This is a genomic window from Pseudooceanicola sp. NS-SX8 (assembly GCF_057380755.1).
In genome coordinates, this window is record NZ_CM170819.1 from 4,797,797 (window position 1) to 4,811,822 (window position 14,026).

At 66.3% G+C, this 14,026-nt stretch carries 13 protein-coding genes and 1 tRNA gene; 4 read left to right on the forward strand and 10 right to left on the reverse strand.

The genetic code is table 11. The features are described from left to right. Nucleotides 1–10: 10 nt before the first annotated feature. Nucleotides 11–814, reverse strand: a complete 804-nt coding sequence (locus AC2IR1_RS22030; protein WP_486474115.1) for a DeoR/GlpR family DNA-binding transcription regulator — start codon at nt 812–814, stop codon at nt 11–13. Nucleotides 815–996: 182 nt separating this feature from the next. On the opposite strand from AC2IR1_RS22030, the gene AC2IR1_RS22035 reads away from it, so the two are divergent. Beyond that, the gene (locus AC2IR1_RS22035) at nt 997–3,105 is read left to right on the forward strand and encodes a bifunctional rhamnulose-1-phosphate aldolase/short-chain dehydrogenase (protein ID WP_486474116.1); all 2,109 of its coding nucleotides are present in this window, start codon (nt 997–999) and stop codon (nt 3,103–3,105) included. Between the two features lie 150 nt (nt 3,106–3,255). Beyond that, nucleotides 3,256–4,524 (forward strand): L-rhamnose catabolism isomerase, encoded by a 1,269-nt coding sequence (gene rhaI / locus AC2IR1_RS22040; protein WP_486474117.1) that lies wholly within the window; start codon nt 3,256–3,258, stop codon nt 4,522–4,524. A gap of 260 nt (nt 4,525–4,784) precedes the next feature. Here rhaI and AC2IR1_RS22045 read toward each other — a convergent pair. Together AC2IR1_RS22045 and AC2IR1_RS22050 are read right to left on the reverse strand one after the other, a co-directional pair. Further along, a tRNA-Ala gene (locus AC2IR1_RS22045) sits at nt 4,785–4,860 on the reverse strand. 217 nt (nt 4,861–5,077) lie between these two features. Further along, nucleotides 5,078–5,404: a TIGR02300 family protein gene (locus tag AC2IR1_RS22050; RefSeq protein WP_486474118.1), complete on the reverse strand. Its 327-nt coding sequence runs from the start codon at nt 5,402–5,404 to the stop codon at nt 5,078–5,080. 117 nt (nt 5,405–5,521) lie between these two features. Between AC2IR1_RS22050 and AC2IR1_RS22055 the strand changes: the two genes are divergently transcribed. After that, nucleotides 5,522–6,208 carry a M48 family metallopeptidase gene (locus tag AC2IR1_RS22055; protein ID WP_486474119.1) on the forward strand — a complete coding sequence of 229 codons (687 nt, stop codon included), beginning with the start codon at nt 5,522–5,524 and terminating at the stop codon, nt 6,206–6,208. 71 nt (nt 6,209–6,279) lie between these two features. Next, nucleotides 6,280–6,927, forward strand: coding sequence for a GntR family transcriptional regulator (locus AC2IR1_RS22060; protein WP_486474120.1), 648 nt, complete (start codon nt 6,280–6,282; stop codon nt 6,925–6,927). Between the two features lie 6 nt (nt 6,928–6,933). Here AC2IR1_RS22060 and AC2IR1_RS22065 read toward each other — a convergent pair whose 3' ends face one another. From AC2IR1_RS22065 to AC2IR1_RS22095, 7 genes are all read right to left on the reverse strand, one after another. Next, complete coding sequence (locus tag AC2IR1_RS22065) at nt 6,934–8,208, reverse strand: glycerate kinase type-2 family protein (protein ID WP_486474121.1); 1,275 nt, start codon at nt 8,206–8,208, stop codon at nt 6,934–6,936. 480 nt (nt 8,209–8,688) lie between these two features. Beyond that, the gene (locus AC2IR1_RS22070) at nt 8,689–9,528 is read right to left on the reverse strand and encodes a metallophosphoesterase family protein (protein WP_486474122.1); all 840 of its coding nucleotides are present in this window, start codon (nt 9,526–9,528) and stop codon (nt 8,689–8,691) included. 46 nt (nt 9,529–9,574) lie between these two features. Continuing rightward, nucleotides 9,575–10,543 (reverse strand): diacylglycerol/lipid kinase family protein, encoded by a 969-nt coding sequence (locus AC2IR1_RS22075; protein WP_486474123.1) that lies wholly within the window; start codon nt 10,541–10,543, stop codon nt 9,575–9,577. A gap of 323 nt (nt 10,544–10,866) precedes the next feature. Then, nucleotides 10,867–11,496 (reverse strand): DUF1523 family protein, encoded by a 630-nt coding sequence (locus AC2IR1_RS22080; RefSeq protein ID WP_486474124.1) that lies wholly within the window; start codon nt 11,494–11,496, stop codon nt 10,867–10,869. A gap of 11 nt (nt 11,497–11,507) precedes the next feature. After that, entirely contained in the window at nt 11,508–11,777 is a 270-nt protein-coding gene (locus AC2IR1_RS22085) for a hypothetical protein (protein ID WP_486474125.1), read from the reverse strand. Between the two features lies 1 nt (nt 11,778). After that, complete coding sequence (locus AC2IR1_RS22090; protein WP_486474126.1) at nt 11,779–13,188, reverse strand: DUF6638 family protein; 1,410 nt, start codon at nt 13,186–13,188, stop codon at nt 11,779–11,781. Next, the gene (locus AC2IR1_RS22095) at nt 13,185–13,901 is read right to left on the reverse strand and encodes a hypothetical protein (RefSeq protein ID WP_486474127.1); all 717 of its coding nucleotides are present in this window, start codon (nt 13,899–13,901) and stop codon (nt 13,185–13,187) included. Before AC2IR1_RS22095 ends, AC2IR1_RS22090 begins: the two co-directional genes overlap by 4 nt. Nucleotides 13,902–14,026: the final 125 nt, after the last annotated feature.

A 14,026-nucleotide genomic window follows, 5' to 3' on the forward strand; every position in this document is an offset into this window, starting at 1 on the left:
AGTTGGCCGGCTACCCGGCCGTCGCCTCCCCCCTCGTGGCGGTCGGGGTCGCCACGATGAGCTTCACGTCCGCGCTTTCCACCATGGAAGCCGCGCGGTCGCTGATCCCGTCATCGGTGATCAGCACGTCGATACGCTCCAACCCGCACAGGACGAGCGAGGAGCGGTTGTCGAATTTCGTCGAATCGACCAGCAGGATCAGCTCATCCGCCTGGCCGATCAGCTTCTGCTCGGCCTGGATCAGCAGCGGATCCGCCTCCATCAGGCCGAGCGGGCCGACGCCCTGGGCGCCCATGAACATGCGCCGCGCGTAGAAATTGCGGGTCACGTCGTTGTCGAAGGGCGACAGGATGATGTTCTGTTCGCGATAGATCGCCCCGCCCGACAGCATGATCGTGTTCTTCGAATGCTTCAGCAGGTGTTCCGCGATCGGGAATGAATTGGTGAAGACCTGCATCCGGCGGGTGGCCAGCGGATGCACCATCTGGAAGGTCGTCGTGCCACCGTTGATGATGATCGGATCGCCTTCCTCGCACAGGTCGACGGCCGCACGCGCGATTGCGCGCTTCTGTTCGATCATGATCGTTTCATTGATCGCGAAGGGACGCCCTGCGAGCCCCGGGAAGGCGTTCGGATTCAGCGCCTCGGCCCCGCCGCGCACCCGGCGCAGCTTTTTCTGAACGTGCAGCGCGGCGATGTCACGGCGGATGGTCGCCTCGGAAGCCCCTGTCAGCGCACAGAGATCCGCCACCGTGACGACGGGGCGCTCCTGTACCGCGGACAGGATGATCCTATGGCGTTCCTTTTCGTGCATTTCGCTCCTCCTCCGGTAACTCTGTGAAACTCGTCACTCATTGTCAATCAAATTCGATCATAAATTCTATCTCTGCGCCGCAGCATGATCGATATTGATTGAAAATGATTGACATGGCCGCCCTGCAGCGGCAGCTTTGCATCAAGTAGACCTATCGAACGTCGACCGGGAGGAGAATACCGATGACGACCGTTGATCAACGGCTGCACACGCGGCTGCAATCGCTGTGGGACGATGACCGCGCGGCCAGCATGAGCGAGCCGGAGAAGCTGCTCTATCGTTCCAATCTGCTGGGATCGGACAAGCGGATCACCAACTACGGTGGCGGCAACACCTCTGCCAAGGTGTTCCAGGCCGATCCGCTGACCGGCGAGGAGGTCGAGGTTCTTTGGGTCAAGGGGTCGGGCGGGGATGTCGGCTCCATCAAGATGGACGGCTTCGCGACGCTCTACATGGACAAGCTGCGGGCGCTGAAGGGCAAGTATCGCGGGCTGGCCTTCGAGGACGAGATGGTGGGCTACCTGCCCCATTGCACCTTCAACCTGAACCCGCGCGCGGCCTCCATCGACACGCCTTTGCATGCCTATGTGCCCAGGGCGCACGTCGATCACATGCACCCGGATGCGATCATCGCCATCGCCGCGTCGAAGAACTCCAAGGAACTGACGGCGGAAATCTTCGGGGAGGAGATCGGCTGGCTGCCCTGGAAGAAACCCGGGTACGAACTGGGCCTCTGGCTGGAGAAATTCTGCCTTGAGAACCCCGATGCGAAGGGCGTCGTGCTGGAAAGCCACGGGCTCTTCACCTGGGCGGATGACGCCAAGGACTGCTATGAACTGACGCTGGAGATCATCAACAAGGCGATCACCTTCTTCGACGCCAGGACCAAGGGACAGGCGGCCTTCGGCGGTGCGGTTCATGAGAGCCTGGAACCGGAAGCCCGCCGTGCGGTGGCTGCCAAACTGATGCCGGCGATCCGCGGTTTCGTTTCCGGAAACCAGCACATGGTCGGCCATTTCGATGACAGCGATGCGGTGCTGGAATTCGTAAATGCCAAGGAGATGCAGCCCCTGGCCGCCCTTGGCACCAGCTGCCCCGACCACTTCCTGCGCACCAAGATCCGCCCCCTGGTCGTCGCCTTCGACCCGGCGAAGGGCAACCTGGACGAGGTGCTGGAGGGCCTGGCCGATCAGATCGCCGCCTACCGCGACGACTACGCCGCCTATTACGAGCGCTGCAAGCACGACGACAGCCCCGCTCTGCGCGACCCGAACGCGGTCGTCTATCTGGTGCCCGGCGTGGGCATGATCACCTTTGCCAAGGACAAGGCCACGGCCCGGATCTCTGCCGAGTTCTACGTCAATGCGATCAACGTGATGCGCGGCGCCTCCGCCGTGTCGGAATACTGCGGCCTGCCCGAGCAGGAAGCCTTCGACATCGAATACTGGCTCCTGGAAGAAGCCAAGCTGCAGCGCATGCCCAAGCCAAAGTCGCTGGCGGGTCGCGTGGCGCTGGTCACCGGCGGGGCGGGCGGCATCGGCATGGCGACGGCCAGCCGCTACCTGGCCGAGGGCGCCTGCGTGATGCTGGCCGATATCGACGAAAGCGCGCTGGAAAGCTCCGTCGCCTCGCTGTCGAAGGCCTACGGCACCGATGTCGTCCGCTCCGTTCCGATGAATGTCACCGACGAGGGCGCCGTTGCGGCGGCCTATGACAGCCTCGCGGTGGAATTCGGCGGGATCGACATCCTGGTGTCGAACGCCGGTATCGCGTCCTCCGCCCCGGTGGAGGAAACCACGCTGGAGCTGTGGAACCGCAACATGTCGATCCTGTCGACGGGCTACTTCCTGGTCTCCCGCGCGGCCTTCGGGGTGCTGCGGACCCAGGGGATCGGCGGTGCGATCGTCTTCGTCGCCTCCAAGAACGGCCTGGCGGCCAGCCCCAATGCCTCTGCCTACTGCACCGCCAAGGCGTCGGAGATCCACCTGGCCCGCTGTCTGGCCCTGGAAGGAGCCGAGGCCGGGATTCGCGTCAACGTGGTGAACCCCGATGCCGTTCTGCGTGGCAGCCGGATCTGGGAAGGGGAATGGCTGGATCAGCGCGCCTCGACCTACGGCACCGACAAGGGCGGGCTGGAAGAGATGTATCGCCAGCGCTCGATGCTGAAACGCTCGGTCCTGCCGGAAGACATCGCGGAGGCGGCCTATTTCCTTGCCTCCGACCAGTCGGCCAAGTCCACTGGCAACATCATCAACGTCGATGCGGGCAACAAGGAAGCCTTCACCCGCTGACGGGATCGCGGGGCGGCCACCTCGCCCCGCCAGCCTGCCCGGCCCCGTCGCCCCGGCGGCGCGCAGCCCGGCAGGCAGGCCGCCAGAACGCGGCACGGACAAAGGCACGCGGGCGGCGCCCCCGGATCCAAGGCGCCACGGGAGGACCCAATGATTTCCAAGGACACCATCGCCGCGCAGAATGCCGCGCGGGAGGCCGACCTGGCCGCCGACTACGACGCCCTGGGCGCGAAACTGGCCCGCAAGGGACAGGACATAGAGGCGCTTTGCGCCCGCGCGGCCAGCTTTGCCGTGGCCGTGCCCAGCTGGGGCACCGGCACCGGCGGCACCCGCTTTGCCCGCTTCCCCGGAGAGGGCGAACCCGCCTCGATCTTCGACAAGCTGGACGACTGCGGCGTCATCCAGCAACTGACCCGGGCCACGCCCTCCGTCTCGTTGCACATCCCATGGGACAAGGCCGATCCGGCCGACCTGCTGGCCAAGGCGGAAGAAACCGGGCTGACCTTCGACGCCATGAATTCAAACACCTTTTCCGACAATGGCGATGCCCATAGCTACAAGTTCGGATCGCTGTCGCATGTGTCCGCCGAAACTCGCGCGCAGGCGGTGGCCCACAACCTGGACTGTATCGAGATCGGCGCAAAGCTGGGATCGAAGGCCCTGACGGTCTGGATCGGTGACGGTTCCAACTTCCCCGGCCAGACGCACATGGGGCGACAGTTCGACCGCTACCTCGCATCCATGAAGGAGATCTACGCCGGCCTGCCCGACGACTGGCGCATCTTCTCGGAGCACAAGATCTACGAACCCGCCTTCTATTCCACCGTGGTGCAGGACTGGGGCACCTCCCTGCTGACGGCGCAGGAACTGGGGGAGAAGGCCATGTGCCTGGTCGACCTCGGCCACCACGCGCCCAACGTGAACATCGAAATGATCGTCAGCCGCCTGATCCACGCGGGCAAGCTGGGCGGGTTCCACTTCAACGATTCGAAGTACGGCGACGACGACCTCGACAGTGGCACGATCGAACCCTACCGCCTCTTCCTCGTCTGGAACGAGCTGGTGGATGCCGAACCCAAAGGCCTGGACCTGGCGCACATGATCGACCAGTCGCACAACGTGACCGACCCGATCGAGAGCCTGATGATCTCTGCCATGGAGATCCAGCGCGCCTTCGTGCAGGCCTCCCTGGTGGACAGGGAGGCCCTGGCGGGGTTCCAGCAGGACAATGACGCGTTGATGGCATCGGCCACGCTGCGGGCGGCCTTCCGGACGGATGTGGAGCCTATCCTTGCCATGGCGCGCGCCCGGGCGGGTGGCGCCATCGACCCGGTCAGCTGCTATCGTGCGGCAGGCTACCGCGCGGCGGTGGCCGCGAAACGGCCGAAGGTGATGGGCGGCGGTGGCGGCATCGTCTGACCCGGAACCATCGCAAACCGCTATAGCGGCCCCGCTGAAGCCCGGCGGGGCCGTTTTGCATGGATCAGGGGGGGACGGCCCCTTCCCGCCCTGCACCGCACCGGACGCGCGCGCAGGGCCGCCAAGGACCTGCAGGACGCGACGTGGATCAATCACCCGGCAAGGGCACGTGACCACATGATTTTCCATGAGAATGAAGAACAGGCGAAGACATGGCAGGGGCGTGGGCCCGCGTGCAGTCATCAACCTGAAGGGGGAAATGGTGGAGCCTAGGGGGATCGAACCCCTGACCTCTTGCATGCCATGCAAGCGCTCTCCCAGCTGAGCTAAGGCCCCATTCCGAGAGGCCGTTCAGCCTCTGTGCGGCGCTGTCTATGGGATGCCCGGGGCGGGATCAAGCGAAAAATCGCGCCGCGGGTTGGATTTTTTCGGCGGTCCGGAATTGCCCTTTAAGGGGCTGCCGGGCGACCGTTTCGCCGGTCCTTGCACCAGCCCCTTCAAAGGCCCCTACACGGGCCTTTCGCGGGCTTTTCAAGGACCGACCAGGCGCAGATCAGCTGTCGTCGTCGTCGCCGGGAACGTCGGCCAGATCGTCGAGGGAGACGTTATCGTCATCATCCTCGTCATCCAGCAGATCGTCATCCAGATCCACGTCGACATCATCATCCTCGAGGACATCATCCTCGTTGGTGTTCTCCCGGGCGGAGGCCTTCTTCGAAGCGGCGTCGGCGGCATCGGCGGCAATCATGCTGCGTTTACCGGTTTCCACTTCGACGATCTCCCCGGTATAGGGGCTGACGATCGGGTTCTGGTTCAGGTCGTAGAACCGCTTGCCGGTGGTCGGGCAGACGCGCTTCGTGCCCCATTCTTCCTTGGGCATTATGGGTTCCTTCTTGGCTGACATCTCTTGTCCACGATCTGCGCCACCTGCCATAACGGGTCCGATCTATCAAGACCTTTCCCGCGCAGAGGCGCGCAACCGTCATCGAGGAGCCATATGGGCCAGCACGTCCTTCCGGGCAACCCCCCGATCCCGCTTTCCCTGCGACGCTCCGCCCGGGCGCGGCGGATCTCGCTCAGGGTTTCATCGCTGGACGGGCGCGTGACCCTGACCCTGCCGCAGAAAGTGCCCGAGCAGGAGGCCCTGGCCTTTGCCGCCGAAAAGGAGGAATGGCTGCGCGGTCACCTGGCCCGCAATGCCGCGCCGGAGGTCGTCGACCTGGGGATGCGCCTGCCGATCGAAGGGGTGCCGCGCCTGGTCTGCATGGGCAGCGGACGGCGCGTGCGGATGACCGGAGACCGGCTGGAAGTGCCCGACAACCGCATCGGCGCACGGCTGGCCGCCTGGGCCCGGGAACTGGCCCGCGACCGCCTGACCGAGGCCTGTGATCGCCACGCCGCCCGCCTGGGGCGCCCCTACAGCCGCATCACCCTGCGCGACACCCGATCCCGGTGGGGCAGCTGCACGGCCGAAGGCGCGCTGATGTTTTCCTGGCGCCTGGTCCTGGCGCCGCCCGAGGTGCTGGACTACGTTGCGGCCCACGAGGTGGCGCACCTGGAAGAAATGAACCATTCCAGCGCCTTCTGGGATGTGGTCACAACGCTCTACGGTGATCACAAACCACCGCGCCGCTGGCTGAAGACCAAGGGTTCGGTCCTGCATCGCTACCGTTTCGAGAGCTGACCCACCCTGTTTCGCCCGCGAAACCCCAAGGGATCTTGACCCCCGGGGATTTCGTGATCACAAGCTTTGCCATGCTGATACAGACCCGCCCGGACCCTTCGCCATCCGCCCATGACCGCGTCTATCGCGGGCTTCGGACGCGGATCATGCATGGCGAGATCCCCCCGGGCCAGGCCCTGACCCTGCGGGGCATCGGCAAGGAATTCGGCGTCTCCATGACCCCCGCGCGGGAGGCTGTCCGGCGGCTGGTGGCAGAGGGCGCGCTGCTGCTTTCCTCCTCCGGCCGGGTATCCACGCCGGACCTGTCGAACGAACGGATCGAGGAACTGGCGGCGCTGCGGGCGCTGATCGAGGTGGAGCTTGCCTCCCGCGCCCTGCCGCGGGCCCACATGGCGCTGATCGACCGGCTGCAGCTGATCAACAGCTCGATCACCGAAGCGGTGCGGGCGCATGACCCGGTGGGCTACATCCGCACCAACCTGGAGTTCCACCGCACGCTTTACCTGCGCGCCCAGGCGCCCGCCATGCTGGCCATGACGGAGACGGTCTGGCTGCAACTGGGGCCGACGATGTGCAAGCTCTACGGGCGGATGCGCCGGACCGAAGCACCGCGTTTCCACCTGCTGATGATCGCGGCCCTGAAGGCCGGAGACGAGCCCGGATTGCGTCTGGCCGTACGCTCCGACGTCACCCAGGGGCTGCGGATGCTAACGACCTGAGCGGCGTCACTTCACCCAGATCGCCCTGAAATCATTGACATTCGTCCCGGTCGGCCCGGGCGCGAAAATCAGACCGGCCCGGTCGAAGGCGGTAAAGGCATCATTGTCGCCCAGGGCATCCGCAGGATCCATGCCCGCCGCCCGGATCGCGGCGGCGGAGGCGCCATCGGCGAAGGCGCCCGCGTTGTCTTCGGACCCGTCGATGCCGTCCGTGTCGGCGGCCAGCGCGGCGATGCCGTCACAGCCTTCCAGCGCCAGGGCGAGGGAAAGCAGGAATTCCGTGTTGCGCCCGCCTCGCCCACGGCCCCGAAGGGTCACCGTGGTCTCCCCGCCCGACAGGATCAGCACCGGCGCACGGAAGGGGCGGTCCCGGCGGCGCACTTCGCGCACCATCGCGGCCTGCACGCGGGCGACTTCGCGGGCTTCGCCCTCCATCGCGTCCGAGAGGATGACGGCGGGCAGCCCCTCTGCCTCTGCCAGGGCTGCCGCAGCTTCGAGAGAGCGCGCGGCCGAGGCGATCACATGCACCTCGTTGCCTGCAAAACAGGCCGCCCCGGGGGCGGGCGCATCTTCGGCCGCGGTTGCGAGGAAATCGAGAATCCTGCGCGGAATCTGGATGTTATGGGCGCGGATCGCCGCCATCGCCTGGGCCCGGCCCTTGGCGCAGGGCACCGTCGGCCCCGAGGCGACCTCTGCCGGGTCATCGCCCGGCACATCCGACACGATCAGGGATACCACGCGCGCCGGGGCCGCCGCCGCAGCCAGGCGCCCGCCCTTCACCCGCGACACCTGCTTGCGGATCGCATTCATCGCCCCGATTGGCGCACCGGAGGCCAGCAGCGCCGTGTTCAGCGCCTGCTCATCTTCGAGGCTGAGCCCCTCCGGCGGCGCGGCCAACAGGGCAGACCCCCCACCGGTGATCAGCGCCACCACGAGGTCATCTTCGGTAAGCCCTTCCAGAAGCTTGAAAATCTGCGTCGTCGCAACCTCTCCCGCGGCGTCGGGCACGGGGTGCGATGCCTCCAGCACCTGGAGGTGACGACAGGGGGCGGCATAGCCGTAGCGGGTGACGATCACCCCCTCGGGCGCGGGGTTGCCGGCGGCCTCCCAGGCGTCCTCGAAGGCGCAGGCGAGCTGGGCTGCCCCCTTGCCCGCGCCGATGACCACGGTGCGACCGGCGGGCCTGGCGGGCAGATGCCCCTTCAGCGCCTCTGCGGGATCGGCGGCGGCGACGGCGGCGTCGAACAGGCGGGTCAGGAAGGCGCGGTCTGCAGGGTCCATGGGGGTCTCCGGTAGCTTGCAGGAAGAGTAGCAGGCCCGGGCGCCGGGACCACCCCAGAAACTCGGCCCTAGAAACTCGGCCCCAGAAACTGGTCCTGAAAAATCTGTAAAGGCGGCGAACACGACGTCGGTACTGCAATGCGGCGAATCACCGGCCCGGAGCGCGGGTTAACAGGGGTTTCGGGGCCAAATCGGCACGTCGGTATCACGTCGGTATTGCGTCGGTATCGCGGCGGTGCAGCATGGCGGAACGCCCCGGAATTAACGCAGCGTACGCAGGGAACCGAGAGAGCGCACAGCCTGCCACCGGCGTGCCGGACGTCTGGGATGAGGGCTTGGCCGCCCTGTCTTGCGGATGCCCCCCGCATCGGGTGCGCCCCGCCCCTCCCATTTTTTGGCCAGAAATATCCTGGGGGGAGTCGCGCATCGCGCGGCGGGGGCAAAGCCCCCCCTTCAACCCGCCTCCCCTTTAAGCCCCCTTCAGCCCGCCCTGCGCGACAGCGCATCGGCCCCCGGCGCATGGGGTTCGCGGGCCCAGGTCCCCTCCCGCCTGCGAAAGAGCTGTGCCTCCTCCGGGGCGAAGACCGGCCCGCCCCGGCCCTGCCGCGCAGCCCAGGTGGTGACCCGCAAGGCACCGCTTTCCTGCCAGTCGAGCAGGTTGAAGGTGTTCTCCTCCCCCCGCTGGCGGGTCGAGAGCCCGGTGCCCGCCTGCACGAACAACAGGCCCGGCGCGGCGCGGAAGGGTTCGGCGGAGGCCCGGTGGAGGTGCCCCGACAGCACCACCTGGGCGCCGCAGTCCGACAGCGCCGCCAGCCCCGCCCGCGCCCCGCGCATCAGGCGCTTGTCCGTCCCGGGGCCGTGTTCAAGCGGGTGATGCAGGGCCACCACGCGCAGCTCTGCCGGGTGGGCCTCGAAGGCGCGCGCCACGCGGTCGCGCGCGCGGGAGGAAAAGCGCCCCTGCTGCCAGGCCCAGGGGTTCACGGTGTTCACGCCCACCACGGTCATGGCGGCATCGGTGAAGACGGGTTCGGTCACACGGTCGATGTAGCGGCGGTAACGGGCAAAGGGAGTCAGGAAGCGCTGCGCGGGATTGTCGAGCGGCGTGTCATGGTTGCCCGGCACCGAGAGCACGGGCGCGGGCACCTGCGACAGGAAGCGCTGTGCCCGGGCGAATTGCACATGGCGGGCCCGCTGGGTGAAATCGCCCGAGATCACCACCAGGTCGGGCCGGTTGCGGGCAATGGCGGCCAGCAGCGGCAGTTCCAGTTCCGGCCGGGCGCGGCCGAAGTGCAGGTCGGAGAGGTGAAGGATACGTCGCATGCGGGTCTCGGCTGGTCTTGGCTGGTGCATCGGGCAGGCGGAGCGGTCAGGACGGGGTTTCCGGCGCGGCGGGCAGCAGGATGTCGAGCGGTTCGCGCGACATCTCGAAATCGAAGGGGCTCTGTTCCCGGCGCTTTTCGCCGTCGAAGGCCAGCAGGGGCTGCGCCCGGCGGGTTTCGACGCGGACGCGCTCCGCCTCGACCAGGTCGTAGTCGCGGCCCTGCTGCATGCGCCGCGTGACCAGCCGCCAGGCGAGGCGGAAGAGCTCCGCCCGGCTTTGCCCGCGCCCCAGCAGCAAGGCCATGCGATCGCGGGAGATCGCCTCCTCCCCCGCCAGGCCGAAGCGCTGCAGCTGGTAGGCCGACCGCGCGACGAAGAGAAGCGGCGTGCGGGCCTCCTGCCGGGTGCCGTCCGGCAGGGTCAGGGTCAGGTGCATCGGGTGCTGGAAGCGCCAGAAGGTGCGGAGGACGGACCAGTGGGCCATCAGGCGGCGGCGGCCCCAGCGGCGGTAGACGTCCTCCCGCTCCTTCAGGATCGAGGGATAGATGCCCAGGGAGGCATTGTTGAGGAAGGCCTGGCCGTTGACCGTGCCGATGCGGATCGGGCGGCGTTCGGCGCCCAGAAGCGCGCGGGCGGCCTGCTGCGGGTCCTCCGACAGGCCCAGCCCGCGGGCAAAGTAGTTGAAGGTCCCCAGGGGCAGCACGGCCAGCGCCGCATCCCGGCCGCGCATCTCCTGCGCCACGGCCATGGCGGTGCCATCGCCCCCGGCCGCCACGACGGTGCGCGCGCCTGCCGCGATTTCCTCATCCAGGATGCGGCCCAGGTCGGTCTTTGGATCCCAGCGGCGCAGTTTCACGCCCGCTTCCACCAGTTCCGCCATGGCACGCCGGATTGCCTCGCTGTCGCGGGCATTGGTGCCTGAACGGGCATTGGCAATCACCAGGAAGGGCCCGTTGGGCGAGGGCTGTGCCTCTTCCGGGGTCGGATCGTCGAGGAAGGCTGTCTGGGCGGCCATGGCCAGTCTCCGGCTGCGGTATCCGTGGACAACGCCGGAGCGCGGAAATGGTTCAGTGGGTGGGGCCGGCCTTGCGGCCGGTCGCCTCCGGCGGGAGTATTCGTGGCCCAGTGAAAGAGCGGGGGTGGTCGCCGGTAAGGAGGCGTCCTTCTCCTTCTCTCGCGAGCCACGCGCAGGGCCGAAGGGAGGTCGCATCGGGGGCGAAGGCCCGCTCTCTCACTGGGCCCGCTCTTTCACTGGGCCGGCAATACTCCGGGGGGAGGCTCCGGGACGGAGACGGGGGGCGGAGCCCCCTCCCTGCCCCGAGGGTCAGCGCGGCCCCGTCACTTCTTGCGCTTCCAGCTCAGGAGCCAGCTGGAAATGCGACCGCGGCCTTCGTCCCAGCTGTCCTCCACGTTTTCCATCACCGGATCGATACGGGCCTCGCGGAAGCGGATCCAGCGGACGCGGATCGCCCAGAAGATCGCGGCCAGCACGATCAGCAGGATGATGTTGAACCAGGGGATGATGCGCACGTCCGGCCCGTCCACCGCCTTGATCCCGACAGCATTGGGGAAGATCGACAGGAATTCGTTGCGCCAGCCGTAATGGGTGACGGAAACCCACTGCGGATCGGCGGAGGTCGATTTCAGGTCTGCCGCTTCGGTCTGCAGGTTGTTGGTGTCGAACTTGAAGTAGGGCGGCCAGCCCCAGCCAGTATCCTCGTTGCGGTAGACCATCGGCTTGCCGTTGGCGCGGATGGTCTGGATGAAGAAGACGTCGCGGTTGGCTGTCCCCACGGCGTTGCCGGTATTGGCCTTCGCCCAGAAGATCGAGTTCTCTCCGCCGTAGTCGACGCGCCGTTCGAAGGTATCGGTGACGCGGACGATGTCGTGCTGCGGCAGGGTGTAGTGGAGGAAGGAGGCGACGAGCACCCAGAAGATGCCCCAGAGGGCCCATTTGACGTAGCGCATGGCGGTCTCCCTTACATGAAGTTCACGAGATAGATGATGAAGGCCACGATCACCACCGGCAGGATGTAGATAAGCAGGATGAGCTTGCGACGGAAGGAGTCGTCGTAATCATCCAGGCCTTTCTCGACGTAGTCCGCCCGGTCGCCCTGTCTGCCCTCTTCTTCCCACTGCCGGATCAGTTTCCGCCGCCGGGTCTGGCGCGACCAGATCGACAGCGCCACGTAGGCGATGGTCATGGCGATGAAGGCGATGAAGGCCAGGCGGAGGAAGGCAAAGACCATGTCAGTCCCTTTCGCGGATCACGGCGCCCCAGGGGCCGACGATGGAGATGGGATCCGGATCGGGCCGGCTGCGGGCCGCGCGGGACCAGGGGCCGGTGACGGGCCCGTTGCGGGTGCGGGTGTCGCGGGCGGGCGCGGGTTCGGCCATCGGCTCCTCCGCGCCGAAGAGCGCATCGCGGGCACCGGCCTTGTCGGCCAGGTATTCACGCTGCAGGAAGTCCACCACGTAGCTCTTCTTGGTCTCTCCCCAGCCCTGGTAGAGATCGTAGAACAGCTCCTTGTGGCAGATGAAGAGCTGCCGCAGGTCCTTGGGCGCCAGTTCCGACAGGAGCCTGTTGACCAGGTCGCGGTCAGGGGTGGCCGCGGCGCGGAGCAGGTAGAAATAGGCCGGATCCTCTGGCGAGTAGCGGGGGCGGCGGCCGCCTTCTTCCAGCCAGGCGACGACATGGCGCAGCTGGTGGTATTCCTCGGGCAGGCGGGCGGCATTGTCGCGGGCGATGGCGCGCATGTCGCGGCGGGTCGCCCCCGACAGGTCGATGCCGCTGTCCTGCGCCGTGTCGACGGTGATGAAATCCATCTTCTGGCGCAGCACCGCCGCCGCGTCGATCCCCCGGGCGGAGACCAGCGGTTGCACCAGCCCGTTGAGGTGGAGCCAGGCGGCGACGTCGCGCGCCTCGCCCATGTCGGTCACGGGCAGCCGCGCGCCGTCCAGACGGGCCGGGTCGCGCGCGACGATGCCGGGGCTTTCGACGCCGGAGAAGAGGTAGAGCCCGCCCAGGTGCGACGTCCAGTAGTTGTCCTGGGTGAAGGCCGTCTGTTTCAGGGTCACCGGGTTGCGGGTGACATCGCCGGTCTTCTTCGCCAGGTCGATCATCTCGGCGATCAGCCCGTCGTCGAACCAGGCGTCTTCCTCCGTCAGGAAGCGGTCGGCCCGTTCGGCCAGGGTGGCCGCGTCGCGCAGGGTGCCGGTGGTCGTGTCGGCCTCCACCTGCACCCGGCGGATGTCCATCAGCTTGGCCGCCTGGTCGAGGTCGAAGACGGAGTTCACCAGTTCGCCCGCCACGGCATCCCGGGCGGTGAGGGCAAAGAGCTGTGCCTCGTTGCCGTCGATGAACTGCCGCAGGATGGAGCGCGAGGTGGAGAAGCGCGCGTTCAGCAGCGGCGCGGATTTCTGGCGGGTGGTCAGCAGGATGAACTGCCGGTTGACGCCGTTGTGGTTGAGGTAGAGCGGATCGCCCAGTTCATCGCCCACCTCGGGCGAGAAGCCGGAGATGTCGATGTGGAATTCGCCGAGCCCGGTGCGCTTGCGGGTGAGATGTTCGAGCGCCCGGTTGTAGCGGTCCACCAGCGCGGGCGTGTCGACGCGGATGAGGTTGCCGTACATGAGGCCGGCTTGGATGAGGCGGTTCATTGGGTCAGCCCTCGCAACATACGTCTTAGATAATCTTCCAAAGGCGTAAGCGCGTCTCGCACATTTCTCCCAAATTCATCCGTTTCAGGGTTTAAAGTATCGTAGATGATGTCCCTCTCCTTCCGCAAGAAATCGGTAGCAATTCCCTTGGTCTCGGGATCATTTCCTGGATGCAAAGAATCCACTGTGTAGCGCACCACTCGGAACAGCTCATTTTCCAAATGCCTGTAAGGTTCGTAGAGCCCTTCTACCTCATCACCCCAAATTGCTCTTGCTTCCAGCTTTACAGCATCAAGCGTGTTCCGCTCCGTAGAATAGGCTTCCCATCGCGAGATGTAGACTTTTGCGGTGTTCAGAGAACTCTGCTCCACAGGATCAGGAAACCGGGCGATTTCTTCTTCTGACAGTTTCGCTTCGCTGGACCAGATCGCCGGGTGCCGAACCGCTTCTAGCTTTGCTTTAACTCGATAGAGCGAAACCAAGTACCGGCGCGCAACATCGTAGTCATGGGAAAATCTTTTCTCGTCTCTCCAAGAATGCAAGCCGCGCCATGCTACAAATGCACCTAGACCTGCAGCCCCTGCGGTGAGCAAACTACCGAATGACGCCAAATCATCCGCTATGCTAGGGGGTAAGCCATCCGCACCCAAGAGAAGTGCGAGGCATGCGAACAAGAACGTGGCAGGGATCCAAAGAACATTAGCTGTGCGCATCGCTTTTTCCTGTTTTCGTCAACCCATCCATACGTCCCGCCCGGCGGGCACCGCCGGGCAGCGCCCGACCCGCCCCCCAGGGCGGGCGCTACACGCCCACCCTCGGGCCGGGCGCTGCCCTCGGT